The organism is Desertivirga brevis (genome assembly GCF_017355835.1).
In genome coordinates this window covers 146,551-164,456 of sequence record NZ_JAFEWF010000011.1, presented here as the reverse complement: position 1 = coordinate 164,456, position 17,906 = coordinate 146,551, and the positions used below count along the sequence as shown (strand labels likewise).

The following is a 17,906-nucleotide window of genomic DNA, read 5'->3' as shown; positions in this document are numbered from 1 at the left end:
AGATTCCTACTTTTGCAGAAATGATTTTAACAGACACGCATACGCACCAATATTATGAAAAGGATGCTGAAAAGCTGAAGGAGTTAATGCAGCGTTGTTTGGATAACAAGGTCGAGCGTTTGTTCCTCCCTAATGTTGATTCAGAGTCTATCTCTTTAATTCAAAATCTTGTAAAAGAGTATCCAGAAAATTGTTTTGCTATGCTGGGTTTGCATCCCTGCGATGTAAAAGTGAATTACCGGGAGGAGTTGGATACCATATCTGCAGCGATCGCCTCTACAAAGATTTATGCAATTGGAGAGATCGGTATAGACCTGTATTGGGACACGACCACACTTGAATTTCAAAAGAAAGCCTTTTATGAACAAATTGGCTGGGCGAAAGATCTGGATCTACCAATTGTGATCCATTGCAGAGAAGCATTCGATGAAGTTTATGAAATTCTTTTAGCTGAAAAGGATGAAAAGTTACGGGGGATTTTCCACTGTTTTTCAGGAACTATTGAACAAGCAAAAAAAATCGTAGACTTAGGCTTTTATTTGGGTATTGGAGGGGTGGTAACCTACAAAAAGTCAGGATTAGATAAAGTGGTTGAGGAAATTTCCTTAAATAATATAGTTTTAGAAACAGATACTCCGTATTTAACTCCTGTACCTTATAGAGGTAAGCCTAATGAGAGCAGTTATTTGATTTATGTCGCTCAAAAAATAGCAGATATTAAGCAAATAAGTATCGAAGAAGTTGCAGCTATTACCACAGAAAATTCAAAAATTATTTTTAACACGTAGGAACGAGTTTCCTTTTTTATATTTAAGAAATTTTAAGGAGCAGAGTTTAGATGACAAAGGTTTTAATTATTTACACTGGTGGAACTATTGGAATGGTTTTCGATAAAGTGACGGGTGTGCTGAAGCCTTTAGACTTTAAACACATTAACGAAAACGTTCCTGAATTACAGCGCCTCCCTTACGAAATAACAGTCCATTCTTTTTCTGAAATCATTGATTCCTCTAATATGAGTCCGGAGATATGGATTGAATTGGCGGAATTGGTAGAGCAGAATTATGATCTGTACGATGGGTTTGTGATCCTCCATGGCTCGGATACAATGGCTTTTACAGCTTCTGCCCTAAGCTTTTTGCTTGAGGGCTTAAACAAACCAGTGATCTTTACAGGATCACAGTTACCTATAGGGGAGATCAGAACAGACGCAAAAGAAAATTTGATCACCGCTCTTGAGATCGCTTCTGCCAAGTTAAACGGCTCAGCAAGAGTTCCAGAGGTATGTATCTATTTTGATTTTCAATTGTTCAGAGGAAACAGGGCATTTAAATACAACTCGGCCAAATTTGAGGCGTTTCGTTCTCCGAACTATCCGGTACTTGCTGAAGCCGGTGTTCATTTGCGGTACAACGATGCAAGTATTCGTAAATGTGAGGACTGTGTTTTCAGAGCACATAAGAAGTTGAACAACTCTATTTCTGTACTGAAGCTTTATCCAGGAATCAGTAAAGAGACAGTGGCAGCTATTGTTAACTCAAAAACAAGGGCTATTATACTGGAAACTTTTGGTGCCGGAAATACTACAACGGAAAAATGGTTTCTCGAATGTCTCGAGAGCGCAATAAAGCAAGAGAAGGTCATCCTAGACATATCCCAGTGTAAAGTTGGCAGTGTGGAGCTTGGAAGATACGAAACAAGTCGTCCTTTGAAGAATATGGGAGTTGTCAGCGGTTACGACATGACTTACGAAGCTGCGGTTACAAAGTTGATGTTCCTGTTATCAAGAGGATATACTTATAACCGGATTACAACCTTATTGGAGACAAATTTAAGGGGAGAATTAAGTAAAACGCCTTTTGCAGCACCTGCAAAGTCGGTTTTCTAGATTTATCCATTGATGTTATTTTAGACTATAGAATTCGCTGCAAAATGTTATTTTTGCAGTCCCAAACAGAGAGGTGTCCGAGTGGTTGAAGGAGCAAGCCTGGAAAGTTTGTATACTCGCAAGGGTATCGCGGGTTCGAATCCCGCTCTCTCTGCTGATAGTAATATCAAAAAATCAAAAAAGCCTGTAAATGAGAAGTTTACGGGCTTTTTTCATTTCTGGTACTAGCCAAATTGTTCAATATTTCTCAATAAAAAGGTGAGCATTTCGGTGAGCACTTTCAAAATTAAAAAAGTGCTCACCAGAATCATCATAAGATTCTGTTCTTCAACATGTTCTATAATTGGACATCTTGTTTTATTCGAGCTGCGATGCGACATTTATTAATCTTAACAAGTGTATGAAAACGAATTGCAGTTTACTTTTTTATCTCAAAAAAAGAAGTAGTTACAAAAGTGGTCCCATCTCGATCTATTTAAGGATCACTATTGATGGGGGACGTGTCGAACTGGCCACAGGTCGAAAATGTGATCCCTCCAGATGGAACTCTGCAGCTGGTAGGGCCAACGGGACTAAAGAAGAAATTAGGAGTCTGAATTCCTGGCTAAGCAGTATAGAAATAAGGATTTATGAAATTATCAGGGAACTAAACGAAGCTGAAGAGTTTGTTTCGGCAGAAGTAGTTAGAAGTAAATTTTTGGGTAAGGATTCGTCTGCCAAGATGCTGCTTGAAGTCTTCTGTGAACATAATAGGAAAATTGAGGCTTTAGTAGGAGGTGAGTATGCATCGGGAACTCTTCAACGATACGAAACGACTCTTAAGCACACGCGGGATTTTATAAAAGAGAAATACAAACTTGCTGATATTGATATTACCCGGGTAGATTATTATTTCATTACCGAATTCGAGTTTTATCTACGTTCGGTTAGGAAATGTGGTAATAATTCTGCAGTAAAATATGTTAAGAACTTTAAGAAGATAATTAGAATATGTATTGCCAGCGGTTGGCTGGATAAGGACCCATTTATTAATTATAAGGCGAAGGTTAAGAGCGTAGATCGGGCATTTCTAACAGAAGAGGAGTTGAAAACAATAGCTGAACAAGTTTTTGAAGTTGAGCGATTGAACTATGTGAAGGACGTTTTTCTGTTTAGTTGTTATACTGGTTTAGCTTATGCGGATGTTCAAAAGCTAAAGAAATCGGAGGTGGTTAAAGGGCACGATGGAGAAAGTTGGATTAATACTAAAAGGAAGAAAACGGATACCTCAACACGAGTACCATTATTACCTGCAGCTTTAGAGTTAATTAATAAGTACAAGAGTTTTCCTCCTTGCGTAAATTCAGGCAAGGTATTTCCTGTCTCAAGTAATCAAAAAATGAATGCGTACCTAAAGGAGATAGCAGCGGTATGCGGGATCACTAAGACACTAACTTACCATATTGCCCGACATACATTTGCAACTACTGTTACTTTGACTAATGGTGTTCCAATAGAAAGTGTAAGTAAAATGTTAGGTCATACAAGTATTAAAACGACTCAGCATTATGCAAAAATTTTAGATATGAAGGTGGGGGCCGATATGGAAAAATTAAGAAGTAAATACAAGTGAAAGATGCAGTCTGTACTTCTATTGCTTAAAATGGCGCTGGTTCAATTCTAGCGCCGTTCGTTCCAGTCTTACTGGTTTTTGTCTTACTGAACATCTAATAATTCTTCTGTTTCATGAAAAATTTGTGTATTTTCATTATTTGTTATGAAAAATTTGTGTGAAATCTAAACATCGCCGGTTTTACACTTAAAAATTTGTGGTTATTTATGGATAAGAATGTACCTCTCCATTTACAAGAAATAATTTTTTCTTCGAGCCTCCCCGAGGTAAGTCGGGAGATTAATGCGCTTGCAAAGGCGGGAAGCTTGAAGAAAATTGCTCCCAGGATTTTTACATCAAATTTAGCAGAGGATCCAGCAGCGATAATCCGGAGAAACATTTTTAAGATTGTAGGACACCTTTATCCTAACTCAATATTAAGTCATCGCTCGGCTCTTGAATTTAAGCCTACCTCCTCTGGTAATTTGTTCTTTACATCATCGCATAACAGAAGGATCGAGCTACCTGGAATTATCTTAAATTTCATGAAAGGCCCGGAAGCTGTAGAGGGTGACTATTTCTTTTCAGGTAAGCTGCGTGTTTCCCAGCAGGAGAGGGCTATACTCGAGTCTCTTCAGTCGAGTAAAAATGTTGGGCCTGATTCTAAATCATTAACATTACCGGAAATAGAGGAAAGATTGGACCAAATAATTAGGGTAAAAGGAGAAGAAGGCCTCAATGCCGTACGTGATCGTGCACGTGAGCTGGGTCAAGAGCTCGGAATGGAGAAAGAGTTTAATAAATTAAATCGGATGATCGGAGCCCTATTAAATACCAAACCGTCTGAACTACTCACCTCTCCTCTGGCAATCGCCAGAACTTTTGGCCTGCCATACGATCCGAAGCGGATTGAGTTATTCGAAAAGCTTTTTGTTGAATTGCAGCAACGCGAGTTTGCTGACATAAGTGATCCTAATACTTCTATTCAGGCTTTCCGAAATTTTGCTTTTTACGAGTCGTACTTTTCTAATTTTATAGAGGGTACGAAGTTTAAAATAGAGGAGGCCAAACTTATTATTGAAACAGGGAAGCCGCTTCCTGCGAGAGATGAAGATTCTCACGACGTGTTAGGCACTTATCAGGTAGTAAGCAACCAGACAGAAATGGGAATAACTCCTATAGATGCAAATGACCTCCTTCGTATCTTACAATATCGGCACCGGATTATTCTTGGATCTCGTCCGTATAAGAAGCCAGGAGAATTTAAGTCTGTAAACAACAGGGCTGGTGATACTGAGTTTGTAGACTATACCCTGGTAAGAGGAACTTTAACAAGAGGTTTCGATTTCTATCAGGCACTTCGTCATCCATTTTCTAAAGCTGCTTATATGATGTTTATGGTTAGTGAAGTGCATCCGTTTTTGGATGGAAATGGGAGGATAGCTCGTATAATGATGAATGCAGAGCTAGTCAAAGCTACCCAGGCAAGAATCATTATTCCAACAGTTTTTCGGGAGGATTATCTTGGAGCACTCAGGCAATTAACCCGAAGAAATGAGCCGGACACTTATATAAGGATGCTGCAGCGAGCTCAGCTTTTTAGTGCTACTATTAAAGGTCCTAATATGGATTATATGCAGAACATTCTGAGCCAAAGTAACGCATTCCACGAGGGTGATGAGTATATTCTTAAAGTTGTAACTCCGAAGCCTCTCCCTTGGGAACAAGATCCCGAGGAACCTCAGACTAAACGAGGAAGAGGACGCTAGGAAGGTTGCATAACTTTCCTAGCGTCCAGAGATGACCTAGTTGGGAAATCTCAAGACTGGTTATTTTACCTCTAATTTAAGCTAGGTTTCAGGCTTTAATTCAACCGTTCTACCAAATTTTAAGTGTAACTAACTTCACAGATAGTATGAGGTCTGTTGCTACCCAAGGGGAATTTAAATCATTAATTTTTGCACGAAGTTAAGCTACGGGCTGCTGAAGTGTCGAAAAGCTTCCGGCATAAACGCTCCTGGCTCTTGCTCTTACCCATTTATTCCTTTTCCTTTTGGACTTGATTGCCCTTCGCTTGATGAGCGCCATAATTAATTCATTCATCTTAAATCATCTAATTATGGAAAAGCTTAATCAACAAATCTCGATGTTTCAGGTTGCAGAAATTGAAGTGATCTATCGTGGAAAATTCGGTGAAACTGACCACCTGAATTCGGTTTAAACTGACCACCCATTCCGCGGGAAATTGACCACCCTAATTCGGGGCAAATTGACCACCCCTAATTAGTCAGCCATGCTGCAGGAGTTGCCATATTTTTGGAGGTTTTACCTCTTCTATTTATGGCCAATTCTACAATTAGCATGAGTAAGATTCGACAGATCCTAAGGATGTATAGCCAAGGCAGGAGCAAGCAATCCATAGCTGCCCAAACCGGTGTTTCCCGTAACACAGCTAAAAAGTACCTTGCCGCTTTTGAGGCCAGCGGCTTTACCTTCAAAGAGATCAATACCCTTAATGATAAAGAGCTCGAAGATTTCTTCGGCAAAAGCCATGAACGGGCTCCAGACAGTCGGCTGCTAGCCCTGCAGCGTTGTTTTCCCCATGTAGACAAAGAGTTAAAGCGGACGGGCGTCACCCGCCGTATTTTATGGGAAGCCTATATCAAGGAGTTTCCCCAGGGTTTCAAGTATACTCAGTTCTGCTTCTATTACAATCAATGGAAAGCTCGTGTAAACCCTACAATGCATTTGGACCACAAGGCCGGGGATAAGATGTATGTGGACTTCGCTGGTGAAAAGCTAAGTATTGTAGACAAGGAAAGCGGGGAGGTTACTGATGTAGAAGTGTTTGTAGCTATCCTGGGAGCCAGCCAACTGACCTACGTGGAGGCGGTTTTGAGTCAGCAGAAAGAAGACTTTATTGCCGCCTGTGAAAACGCCCTGCATTACTACGGAGGTATTCCGGCTGCTATTGTACCCGATAACCTCAAAGCTGCCGTCACCAAAAGCAATCGGTATGAACCCACTGTGAACGAGACTTTTGCTGACTTTGCAGATCATTATGGCACTACCATACTTCCGGCACGAGCTTATCGTCCCAGAGATAAGGCCTTAGTAGAAGGAGCTGTTAAGATCATTTATAGCCGTATTTATGCGCCCTTACGCAAACAGGTGTACCATAACCTTGCTGAACTTAACGCAGCTATTGCCCTTTCCCTGGAAGCCCATAATAGTCAACCACTAAAAGGCCGTAATTATAGCCGGAGGCTTCAGTTTGAGGAAGTGGAGCGGATTGCCCTTGCCCCACTGCCTGTCCTTCGGTATGAGTTTAAGCGTCAGCATCTGGCTACGGTGATGAAGAACGGGCATGTTTGCCTGGGTATGGATAAGCATTATTATAGTGTTCCCTACCGCTTTATCGGCAAGAAAGTCAAGTTGCTGTTTTCCCGCAGTACTGTTGAGGTTTATTACCATTACGAACGTATTGCCATCCACCGGCGCATTAAAAGCCCTTACAGTTACACTACCGATAAAGATCACCTGGCAACTACCCACCGCTTTATGACCGAGTGGACACCTGATAAGTTCCTGGACTGGGCGGCTTCTATCCATGAGGATGTACGGCTATATATCCTGAAAATACTTGACCGTAAGCAGTATCCTGAACAAGCTTACCGCTCCTGTATCGGCATCCTAAGCTTTGCCCGTAAGGCTGGAAATGAGCGCCTAGCCAGTGCCTGCAGACGGGCATTGGGCTATGGTATTTATAACTATAAGACCATTCAGCAAATCCTGGAAAACAAGATGGACAACTACGAAGAAAGCCTTTTTGCTGAAGAACTGCCTATGCCCAGCCATGATAATATCCGGGGCGAAAACTATTATAAATAATCATTAAAAGTAATATTGATATGAATACCAACACATTAGACAGACTTCGAAAACTGAAGTTCTACGGCATGTACCATGCTTTTAAAAGCTGCATTGAAACGGGGCAAACTTCTCAGTACACCGCAGATGAACTACTTGCTCATTTAGTCGAAGCAGAATGGGATGACAGGTCAAACAGGCGTATTGAGCGTTCTATTATGTCTGCTAAATTCCGCTATAAAGCCTCTATAGAGAACGTTCACTACCAAGCCGATCGAAGTATTGACCGCAACCAGGTAATGCGACTGGCTGACTGTACTTTTATTGACCGATATGAGAATGTACTGATCACCGGAAGTACCGGTATTGGTAAAAGTTATATAGCTTCGGCAATCGGCCACCAGGCCTGTATTCAAGGCTACCGGGTGTTCTATGCTAATACCCCTAAGTTATTTGCCAAACTTAAAATGGCCAAAGCGGACGGCTCTTACCTAAAGGATGTGGCAAGGCTTGAACGGCAGCAATTACTCATACTGGACGACTTCGGCATACAACCGTTTGACGCACAAAGCCGGGCTGCCCTGATGGAGATTATTGAAGACAGGCATGGCAAGACATCTCTGATTATTACCTCTCAATTGCCGGTAAGTAAATGGTATGAAGTGATTGGCGAGAAAACGATCGCCGACGCTATCCTCGACCGGATTGTACATGATGCCCACAGAATGGAACTGACTGGAGAATCAATGAGAAGAAAAAGACCCAAAACCCCAGAAATCAAGGATCTGGAAAATAACTTTTAAATAACTATTTTTGACATCACTTCTACAGCCATGGCTGCGATCTTTCGCCAGCAGTTTAGGTGGTCAGTTTGCCACGGAATCACATGGTCAGTTTCTCCGAATTATACAATCTATCGTCCTAAGTTTAAAGCTTCTGAAAGGCCCTCAATAAGCTGCTCAAAAGACATTTATAATATCTTAAATCAGACCTGGGATATGAAAAAGATGGAATTCATTGAGCAATTTAAGATTATTCTATTAAACAGGGGCAATAAGGTGTTAGGGATTTATGAAGTATCAACAGGTGGGAGGGCTGGTACAATAGCTGATCCTAAAGTTATTTTTGCAGTGGCATTAAAAGGAGCTGCTGCCTCTATTATCCTGGCTCATAATCATCCATCAGGAAGCCTTAAGCCAAGTCAAGCTGATGTTAATTTAACCAGAAAAATTAAGTCAGGAGGTGATATATTGGAAATTCCGGTATTAGATCATCTTATCTTAACTACTGACAGCTATTATTCATTTGCAGATGAAGGGGTAATGTGACCCCTTTATCTTGCTGTTAGCTGTAGGTATATATAAATATATCAATTCATGTTGATTCAGATATTTGAATATAGATATCTAAAGAGGTTTGTCTATCCTTGCTGCTTGATAAATACATATTCAAAAAGCTCTATAAATAGCACCGTTTATAGATGAATAATCAGGTATATGTCTATTGGACAATTTGTGTATTCCTACATTCTTAAACTATTGGAATATCTGTTTATAATGTTATTCAAGCCCACAAATAAACCTGCATAGAGATAGATATATAAAAGGACGGATGAAAAACGGAATTATTATCGGAAGAAAGCTGCTTGTTTTGTAATCTGCAAGTTGTGTCTTTGTACGTACAATCTTCCTTCGTCAGATTATCCTTTAAGACAACTCTATAGCCGATTATCTTCGGTAGTGGTCGCAACTTCTACATAAATTAATTGAGTTATAGCACTTCCTGCCGCGTTCTCTTAGGTCTTGAGTGGATATGATAAGCTATATTCTAACTCAGTAATTTTGTCACCTTAGCTTTAGACTGTTTTTACATACTGCATACCAAATTCAGCCAGCGTGTCTATTATCGGTAGCACTTCCTTTCCCCTTTTTGTTATTGTATACTCAACACGTGGAGGAATTTCCGGATAGGAATGCTTTAGTAGTAATCCATTTTCAACAAGGACTTTCAGTTCTTGAATAAGCATCTTTTCGCTTATGTCTGGAATTTTCTTTTTAAGTTCTCCATATCGAACAGGCTGGTCAGCGCGGAACTGAAAGATGATGAGTAATTTCCACTTCCCACCAAGAATTTCAAGTGTTTTTCGGATCGGGCAATCAACAGTATAATTTTTTTTCATATTTAATCTACTGATTTAGTAGAGTTTAACTAAAAGGTAAGTACCTGACAAAAAAGTAAGTACTTGACAGTGATGTTGTTATGGTTGTACTTTTACGTCGTTGAAGCTGGTAAAAGCTGATGCAAAGTAGTTAAAAAGTTAAAATTTAAAAGTAAAAAGTTAAAGTAGCAGCTTAAACGGATAGCGGAAATCAAAATTTCACATTCAGTAGAGTTGAGCTTCACATTGAAAATCTTATATCTAAGAAAACATGGCAACAATTTTAGTAACAAACGCATCGGGCCTTCAGGGGAAGGCAGTTGCAGAGGAACTGGTAAAAGCAAATTTTAAAGTCAGAGCTTTAACTCGCGACAGCCAGAAGGTAGATAGCTCACAATACCAGGTAGTACTAGGTAGCTTTGATGATGTGGAAAGCTTAACGCAGGCGCTACAGGGAGTAGACGCCGTTTATTTCAAGTTGCCTTTGATCTTTGATAGGGAATTGCTGCTTCAATATACGCGTAACTTTATTCAGGCAGCTAAAGTAGCGCAACCTAAACTCGTTGTTTTTAACAGCAGCATATTTGTTCCTCAGAAGCCTACTGGTTATATCGCTTTTGATGTTAAACTGGAGGCCGAGAACTTACTAAAGCAGTCTGGCTTGCCGGTTGTATACCTTCATCCCCGCTTATATCTTGACAACCTGGCTGCTCCTTGGTCAGTTCCCGCAATCATTGATCAGGGGGTAGTACCTGTGGCGGTTGCGGAAGAACAACAACTCTCATGGATCAGTACCTATGACCTTGCCCGTTTTACCGTAGCCTTGCTTCAACGTCCCGAACTTGCAGGAAGTACATTTGAGGTTGGTGCATCACCAGTAAGCGGAAGGGATATAGCACGCGAGTTATCTCATGCTTTGAATAAAAATGTGAGTTATGTTTTTGTAACACCAGACGAATTTGAAAGTGCTTTACGTGCTCCCTTTGGCGAGGATAATGCTAAGGCAATTGCCAACATTTACCGTCATGTTCTTGAAAATCCCCAGGATTATATTGTAAACACTACGGTTAACCCCGTTCTCGGAGTACAGCCTGTTTCGCTTGGCCAGTGGGTTTCAAATGTTCCATGGCAGGAGCTAAATAAACAGTACGCCAGCTCTGCCGTAGTTACGGCCGAATAGGATGATCAATTTTTCTGCTCTGTATTTTTCTTAGGAAGGGGAAGGAATAGGATGAGACATATTTCCTTCCCTGATCCTAAATAATTTTGCCTTACACCACCAATCTACATCTATGCACACTGTAAATCTTATCTGCAATCATAAATCTTGTTCGGAGGACAACACTAATTCGAGAACAGATAGAACATCACCATACATTGAGATCATTTATGGATACGATCCCCTTTGTGGCTGGTGCTTCGGCTTCTCATCGCACCTGGAAAGGATACGCAAGGAATTCGGTAGAGAAATCACCTTTAGTCTGATAAATGGGGGCATCTTTTCCGGTCAGAGAAAGGTTCCGATGAGAAGTATCAGCGAACATATTCAACGGAATATGCCCAATGTCACCAGTTTAACCGGGGCTGAATTCGGCAATGATTTCTTAAATCTTCTGCAAAAAGGCGATTATTCCTACGACTCGGAAAAGAGCTCTGTAGCTCTTACTGTTTTCAGGGAATTGCTGCCTGAACATGTTTTCAGTTTCGCTGCATCAATTCAGAATGCATTTTTTAGGCAGGGTAAGGATTTAAACGACGATTACACTTTTGTTGAACTTATATCTCCTTATCAGATTGAAAAGGAGATATACCTGCAAAAATTAAACTCTTTAGAATACAAAGCCAAAACGCTGAAGGAGTTTTCAAAGGCCGCCAGATATAACTTGTCTTACCCTTCGCTGCTGATGCAGCACCCTGACGGTGAAGAATTTTTAAGTGCGGGCTTCGAGCCTGCAGATATTATCATCAAAAGGATTAAGAGGAAACTGGAGGAAATAAATTATCTATCAACACATGAATCAACCTATTAAAGATCAAATTTGGGCTCCTTCTTACCTGTCGGTACTTAACGCGGCCCGTAGGAATACCGAACTCGGACATGAGAACCTGGGATTTCTTTCCTTTGATAAAGGTTTCATGCCTGTTAATCAACCTTTGCAAAATCTTCCGCCGGAGTTCTCGGCCTGGGATAACCTGGCCAGTAACCTACCGGTTCATTATAAAAATCAAACCCTGCGTAGAGCTTTTAGGGAATTGCCGGTCCTTGATTTCAGTAAGCAAAACCTCGGGGATAAATACTTATGCCGCGCTTCTGTTCTCGCAAGTATGTTCGCTCATGCTTATGTTCGCTGCGAGCGTGAAGAAGACCTGGATATCCCTAATACTATTTTACTTCCATGGCAGCAGATAACTCAACGCCTTAACCGACCAGTACCTTTTCTTTCGTACATCGATCTGATCGTTTACAACTGGAAACTTAAAAACCAGGGAGAAGATTTTGAAGTGGAGAACCTGAGCCTCCTGGTGCCTACGGTTGACAATAACGAGGAACGGATCTTTTATCTTACTCAAACAGAAATCCTGTACAAATCGCACCCCATTGTAAAGGAAGTGGCTGAAGTACAGACTGCTATCCTCCAAGATAATGAAGCCAGGGTGATCAGTGGTTTACAAAAAATTCAAAGAGTTATTGAAGACCTTACTGAAGACTCATTCCTTAAAATAAATCCTAATCCCCGTAGTAAAACCTATGTTGATCCTATTGTCTGGGCGAAGACAGTAGCACCATTTGCCGTACCCCTGAAAGAAGGAGTACAAGGGCCGAGCGGAACCTCTTCCCCCGTTTTTCACCTGATCGACACATTTATTGAGAGGGCAAAATACGATACGATCCTGGGAGAGGAGGCCTTATTTATCCGCCGCTGGTATCCCACTAACTGGAGGGAGTTCCTCAATGCTGTAGAGCAGGTATCATTAAGCGGGTATATTGAAAAGAAGAACAACGATGAGCTGAATGGGGCCTATTACTCGTTAATTGAAGCCTATGCCGGAAAACAGGGATTTTTAGGTGTACACAAACGTAAGGTGTACGGCTACCTTCAAATGGCCTTCAAAGTGGGCCGTTCTGTAACTATCGGAGGTTTTAGCGGCCTATTCAAAGAACGAACCTGGGAAGACGTTGATGACGAGCTTGAGAAAACCCGTCTTGAACGTTTTGCAGACAAACAGCTTAAATGCCCTTTTGCCACTATTTCTAACCGCAAGCAGGTAAGCATCGCCGATATCAAAAATATTGAACTCAACATCGAAAACAAAGGTGTTAACTACAGGCCGGGTGACAGGATCGCAATCCTTCCATCTAATAACGAAGAGCTGGTAAATGAAATTTTACTTCATACAGGCCTTGCCGCTCAGACTACTATCAGGTTGAATGAGCAATGGCAGCAGCATATAGGCAGGTATTATCATATCAAAACTGAGGAGCTAAGCCTGAGGGAAGTATTGCAGCTGGCGAAATTATCTAAAGTTGAATTGGCTGATTTGAAGGAAGTTCCTAAAGCAATTCAGGCATGTCTGGAAGGAATAAAACGAGCCAAAATAACTCTTGGTTTGAAAGAGTTCATTGAAGTGCTGGTAGGACATGGACTACCTGTTAATCTGCTTGCTTCGGGCTACCTGCTCACTGATCTTCTGACCATAGAAAGCGAACGTCTATACAGTATTTCTTCGGAAGATCGATCTGATAAAAAGGAGACGGTAGAGTTAACTGTCGGGAAGGTGAAGCAGGGTGTGGCTTCAGGATTCCTCCATGACTCCTATATCAGTAGCAGCAATAAAATACCGTTTCGAATTGTTCGCCCACTACGATTTAAACTTCCCGAAAACCTGGACAAACCGATATTAATGTTTGCGGGAGGTACTGGGATCTCTCCTTTCAAGGCATTCTGGGAACATCTTGAATCTAAAGACAAGCTCCATCTGGGATGGCTTTTTTTAAGTGTTCAGGACATTAAGAGCTTTCCTTACCAGGATGAACTGCAACATTTGTCGCTCGAGAAAGACCTCAACCTTAACGTTGTGTTTTCACGTCAGGATATTCAAATCAATAAAGAGATCAGCAGGGAAGATAAAACCTTTGCCTTTGAACCTGGCCAAAGAGGCCGGATGGAGAGATTGTTAGCTCAAAAGGAGTATCAAAAGAAACTTTACGAACTGATTAAACCAGAGCGGATAGGGGGAAAGGGAGCTTACATCTACGTTTGCGGAAAATCTGGATTTGCAAAATCGATAATGGATGCTATTCAGAATATTATAAAGATCTATGCAATCGCGGAGGAAATAGATCCGAAGGAATTATTCTACGAGTTATTTTCGGAGGACCGTTACATGCAGGACATTTTTACCAGCAAAGAGGAAGTCGCGGAACTGCCACGGAGGTATGCAATATCTGAAATTGTAAAAAGGAATAACGAGAAGAACGGATACTGGATACTAGTGAATAAAAAGGTTTATGATCTTACAGAGTTTAAGGATATTCATCCTGGCGGTGAAAAGATCGTGCTGGACAACGCTGGCCGTGACGGGACGAAGGAATTTCAAAGGGCGGAACACCACCTTAACCCCGAAATCTTGTCGCTGCTGAGTATGTATTATGTGGGTGAAAGTATCGAGCCTCAGTTTGAATCAGTAGAAGTAGCTAATAAATACCAGAGCTGGCTGGAGGCCATGCATCTTACTACCGAAATGCAGAACACCCTGTATACAGATTATACTTTTACTTATAAAAAGACGACAAGAGTGGATACATCATCCCGTTTTACACCGTTTAAGGCTGCTTTAATAATCGAGAACCATAAAAGATTCCACATCGAATATATCCCGCTGCTGATAGAGAGCCTGATACATCAGTTTAATGAGGAGGAAGATTATCATAAGATCCTCCGTCAGTTCAAGGATGTAAGCATACAGGAAGCTGAAAGCCTGAAAGGCACCTTCAACACCGACACCCTTGCTGAAGATGAAGAGTTACGAGGGCTACTGCTGTCTGTTGAGAAGGCCGATAAAGAGCTTATTGTAAATATCAGGAACCTGTTCTGGGCGGGACTAAAGTATTTTGAAAGTTATGAGGCCGACCTGAAGCCGCTCTTCAATAAAAACATGAATTATATCCTGGAACTATTCATAGAATACTTGGATTCTTACACCGCACTCAAAAGTAAGTTTGGGACTAAGATCAGTACTGTGCAAGAACAATATTTCAATAATCAGAACACATAACTCTTTTTATTTACAGTTATACTATATAAGATCTATAGAATATGAGAGAATTAGAGTTTCAGTCAGATTCCTTGAAAATACTAGGTGATACCCTCACGCCGGTCGACCTGTACCTGCGGGTAAGGGATGAATTTGCAAACAGCATTATTCTTGAAAGTTCCAACTACCATAATAATCATAACAGTTATTCTTACATCTGCTTTGATCCGATATCCAGATTCGAAGTAATTGATGAGGAAATACATGTTACCTACCCCGGCGAAGATTCAATAACTACACCTATAATTGAGGCTAAGCAAGTTTTAGAAGAGCTGAATAAGTATATAAAGTCTTTCACTTATTCGGCTCCTAAAACTCCCTTTACCACCAATGGCCTTTTTGGTTTTACCAGTTACAACGCCGTAAGATATTTTGAAGAGGTAGAGATTAACAGCTTCGAAAATGAAGCAAGGAAGATTCCTGACTTGTTATACCAGGTTTTTAAATACGTTGTGGTATACAGTCACCATAACGAAGAAGTTTGGTTATTTGAGCACAAACTAAACAACAAGGAAAGTAGGCTGGAAGAGATTTCCAGCCTGATCCAGCGAAAGAAATACGCTGGATATTCATTCAAAGCGGTTGATAAGGAGACTTCAAATTTCACAGATCAGGAATTCCTCGACATCGTGCAAAAAGGAAAGGACCATTGCTTCCGTGGCGATGTTTTCCAAATTGTGCTTTCGCGGCGCTTTAGCAGGGCCTTTACTGGCGATGATTTCACGGTCTACCGCGCGCTTCGACACATCAATCCATCGCCATACCTTTTCTTCTTTGACCTTGGTGATTACCGGATTTTCGGATCATCCCCCGAGGCTCAGATAGTAGTGAAGGATGGAAGTGCTACAATTTTCCCTATTGCAGGTACCGTTAAGCGCACAGGTGATGAGGAGCAGGACGAGGCGCTTACCCAACTGCTTATCGATGATCCAAAGGAAAACGCCGAACATGTGATGCTGGTGGACCTGGCACGGAACGACCTCAGCAGTTACGGTACTGACGTTGAAGTAGAGACCTACAAGGAAGTGCAGTACTATTCGCACGTGATCCATCTTGTATCTAAAGTTACAGGCAGATTAGACGACCGGGAAAATGCCCTTCATATCCTAGCAAGGACATTTCCCGCAGGTACTTTATCGGGGGCGCCGAAGCATAAAGCTTTGCAACTGATCAACAGATATGAGAAACAGTGCAGAGGTTACTACGGTGGAGCAATTGGCTATATCGGCTTCGACGGCCGGATTGATCATGCTATTATGATCCGTACCATCCTCAGTAAAGGTAATAAACTCTTTTACCAGGCAGGCGCAGGAGTTGTAGCCAAATCTAAAATTGAAAACGAATTACAAGAGGTAAATAACAAACTGGCTGCTCTTAAAAGGGCTATTCAGTTGGCAGAAACTATTTAAATCAGAAACTTATGAAGATTTTAGTATTAGACAATTACGACTCGTTCACCTATAATCTGGTTCATATACTGCGTGAGTTTGGGTACGGTGGGCAAACAACGGTAATAAGAAATGACAAGATTAGTCTCGCCGAAGTTAACCAGTACGACAAGATCCTTTTATCACCAGGACCAGGTATTCCTGAGGAGGCAGGAATAATGTTAGATATTATCCGGACGTATGCCGAAAGCAAAAGCATTTTAGGCATTTGCTTAGGGCACCAGGGGATATGCGAGGTGTTCGGAGCTTCCTTAACCAACATGAAAGAAGTGCTACACGGCGTTGGATTACAAACTCAAGTGACAGACAACACTGATTATCTCTTCAAAAAGCTCCCTGAAAAATTCATAACCGGAAGATATCATAGCTGGGTGGCTGATGTTTCTACCATAGCAGCTCCCCTGGAAGTTATTGCCCTTAGTGAGGACGACTATGTAATGGCGGTAAAGCATAAAGTTTTTGACGTAAGGGGAGTGCAGTTTCACCCTGAATCCATCCTTACACAGCACGGCAAGCAGCTTATCCTTAACTGGGTCGAAGCAGCAGTGCGACAGGAGAAGGATCCCCTTCTTCTTGAGGAGGAATTGGAACTGGTTTAAAGGGTATAGCTGAAACAGAGATATGAAAGATTTATTAACCCGTTTATACAAACTTCAGACACTACCTTACCAGGAGGCAAAGAATATCCTGTTGGAGATCGGTGAAGGAAAGCACAATTATCTGCAGATTGCCTCTTTCCTTACCGTCTTCAATATGCGAAGTCTTACTACTGAAGAGCTAAGGGGTTTCAGGGACGCCATGCTCGACCTGGCGGTAAAGATTGACCTTGGGGAGTTTGACGCAGTAGATATTGTAGGCACAGGAGGAGATGGCAAGAACACTTTTAATATTTCAACCACGGCATCTTTTGTTGTAGCGGGAGCAGGGTACAAAATAGCCAAGCACGGTAATTATGGGGTCTCTTCCACCAGCGGATCAAGCAATGTGCTGGAATATCTGGGGGTAAGCTTTACCCGTAACGCAAATCAGTTGAAGCGCCAATTGGAAAAGTCGGGTTTTACAATTCTTCATGCACCACTTTTTCATCCAGCAATGAAATACGTAGCCCCTGTACGACGGGAATTAGGGGTGCGTACTTTTTTTAATATTCTGGGACCGTTAATCAACCCTGCCCAGCCGAAGAAACAGCTTCTGGGGGTGTATAACCTGGAACTTGCCAGACTTTACGGGCACCTATATCAGCAATCGACCCTTACTTACAGCATTGTTCATTCTATCGATGCTTATGATGAGGTGTCTCTTACTTCTCCTGTTAAAGTGATAAGCAACCAGGGCGAGATTCTTTTGCACCCCCGCAACTTTGGATTTAAGCGTATAGGTCAGCATGAGCTTGACGGAGGTAAAACAGTGAGCGAGGCTGCTTCCATTTTAGTAGCGGTTTTGAAAGGTGAGTCTACAGAAGCACAAACAAATGCCGTGTTAGCTAATGCTGCCCTGGCTATAAAGACCCTTAATCCCTCTTTCAGTCTTGAGGATTCTCTTTCTGAAGCAAAAGAGTCTGTAGAATCAGGAAGAGCCTATCAATCACTCAATAAGTTTATTAGCAGTAATAATTATTAATCATAAACAGTAAAA

At 41.4% G+C, this 17,906-nt stretch carries 15 protein-coding genes and 1 tRNA gene; 14 read left to right on the top strand and 2 right to left on the bottom strand.

Annotation, left to right across the window (positions count from 1 at the left end):
- The first annotated feature begins 20 nt into the window (after positions 1 to 20).
- The 5 genes from J4N25_RS23025 (at position 21) to J4N25_RS23005 (ending at position 5,248) form a co-directional block, all read left to right on the top strand.
- Positions 21 to 788: a TatD family hydrolase gene (locus J4N25_RS23025; RefSeq protein WP_207424187.1), complete on the top strand. Its 768-nt coding sequence runs from the start codon at positions 21 to 23 to the stop codon at positions 786 to 788.
- A gap of 50 nt (positions 789 to 838) precedes the next feature.
- Positions 839 to 1,888, top strand: coding sequence for an asparaginase (locus tag J4N25_RS23020; protein WP_207424185.1), 1,050 nt, complete (start codon positions 839 to 841; stop codon positions 1,886 to 1,888).
- 67 nt (positions 1,889 to 1,955) lie between these two features.
- Positions 1,956 to 2,042: transfer RNA gene (locus J4N25_RS23015), tRNA-Ser, on the top strand.
- Positions 2,043 to 2,288: 246 nt separating this feature from the next.
- The gene (locus tag J4N25_RS23010) at positions 2,289 to 3,500 is read left to right on the top strand and encodes a site-specific integrase (protein WP_207424183.1); all 1,212 of its coding nucleotides are present in this window, start codon (positions 2,289 to 2,291) and stop codon (positions 3,498 to 3,500) included.
- A gap of 206 nt (positions 3,501 to 3,706) precedes the next feature.
- Positions 3,707 to 5,248, top strand: coding sequence for a Fic family protein (locus J4N25_RS23005; protein ID WP_207424181.1), 1,542 nt, complete (start codon positions 3,707 to 3,709; stop codon positions 5,246 to 5,248).
- 199 nt (positions 5,249 to 5,447) lie between these two features.
- On the opposite strand, the gene J4N25_RS26995 is transcribed toward J4N25_RS23005, so the two are convergent.
- Positions 5,448 to 5,582: a hypothetical protein gene (locus J4N25_RS26995; protein WP_255537143.1), complete on the bottom strand. Its 135-nt coding sequence runs from the start codon at positions 5,580 to 5,582 to the stop codon at positions 5,448 to 5,450.
- Between the two features lie 258 nt (positions 5,583 to 5,840).
- Between J4N25_RS26995 and istA the strand changes: the two genes are divergently transcribed.
- The 3 genes from istA to J4N25_RS22990 are packed head-to-tail and all read left to right on the top strand — an operon-like array spanning position 5,841 to position 8,677.
- Positions 5,841 to 7,370 carry an IS21 family transposase gene (gene istA / locus J4N25_RS23000; RefSeq protein ID WP_242695998.1) on the top strand — a complete coding sequence of 510 codons (1,530 nt, stop codon included), beginning with the start codon at positions 5,841 to 5,843 and terminating at the stop codon, positions 7,368 to 7,370.
- 20 nt (positions 7,371 to 7,390) lie between these two features.
- The gene (gene istB / locus J4N25_RS22995) at positions 7,391 to 8,152 is read left to right on the top strand and encodes an IS21-like element helper ATPase IstB (RefSeq protein WP_207424179.1); all 762 of its coding nucleotides are present in this window, start codon (positions 7,391 to 7,393) and stop codon (positions 8,150 to 8,152) included.
- Positions 8,153 to 8,182: 30 nt separating this feature from the next.
- Complete coding sequence (locus J4N25_RS22990) at positions 8,183 to 8,677, top strand: JAB domain-containing protein (RefSeq protein ID WP_207424178.1); 495 nt, start codon at positions 8,183 to 8,185, stop codon at positions 8,675 to 8,677.
- A 527-nt stretch (positions 8,678 to 9,204) separates the two neighbouring features.
- Here the strand turns inward: J4N25_RS22990 and J4N25_RS22985 are convergent.
- The gene (locus tag J4N25_RS22985) at positions 9,205 to 9,528 is read right to left on the bottom strand and encodes a winged helix-turn-helix transcriptional regulator (protein ID WP_207424177.1); all 324 of its coding nucleotides are present in this window, start codon (positions 9,526 to 9,528) and stop codon (positions 9,205 to 9,207) included.
- 250 nt (positions 9,529 to 9,778) lie between these two features.
- On the opposite strand from J4N25_RS22985, the gene J4N25_RS22980 reads away from it, so the two are divergent.
- From J4N25_RS22980 to trpD, 6 genes are all read left to right on the top strand, one after another.
- Positions 9,779 to 10,687 carry an NmrA family NAD(P)-binding protein gene (locus J4N25_RS22980; RefSeq protein WP_207424176.1) on the top strand — a complete coding sequence of 303 codons (909 nt, stop codon included), beginning with the start codon at positions 9,779 to 9,781 and terminating at the stop codon, positions 10,685 to 10,687.
- Between the two features lie 112 nt (positions 10,688 to 10,799).
- Positions 10,800 to 11,537, top strand: a complete 738-nt coding sequence (locus tag J4N25_RS22975) for a DsbA family protein (protein WP_207424175.1) — start codon at positions 10,800 to 10,802, stop codon at positions 11,535 to 11,537.
- Complete coding sequence (locus tag J4N25_RS22970) at positions 11,521 to 14,784, top strand: cytochrome b5 domain-containing protein (protein WP_207424174.1); 3,264 nt, start codon at positions 11,521 to 11,523, stop codon at positions 14,782 to 14,784. Before J4N25_RS22975 ends, J4N25_RS22970 begins: the two co-directional genes overlap by 17 nt.
- A gap of 41 nt (positions 14,785 to 14,825) precedes the next feature.
- Positions 14,826 to 16,232 carry an anthranilate synthase component I family protein gene (locus tag J4N25_RS22965; RefSeq protein ID WP_207424173.1) on the top strand — a complete coding sequence of 469 codons (1,407 nt, stop codon included), beginning with the start codon at positions 14,826 to 14,828 and terminating at the stop codon, positions 16,230 to 16,232.
- Positions 16,233 to 16,243: 11 nt separating this feature from the next.
- Entirely contained in the window at positions 16,244 to 16,870 is a 627-nt protein-coding gene (locus tag J4N25_RS22960) for an anthranilate synthase component II (RefSeq protein ID WP_207424171.1), read from the top strand.
- Positions 16,871 to 16,892: 22 nt separating this feature from the next.
- Complete coding sequence (gene trpD, locus J4N25_RS22955; RefSeq protein WP_207424169.1) at positions 16,893 to 17,891, top strand: anthranilate phosphoribosyltransferase; 999 nt, start codon at positions 16,893 to 16,895, stop codon at positions 17,889 to 17,891.
- Positions 17,892 to 17,906 lie beyond the last annotated feature (15 nt).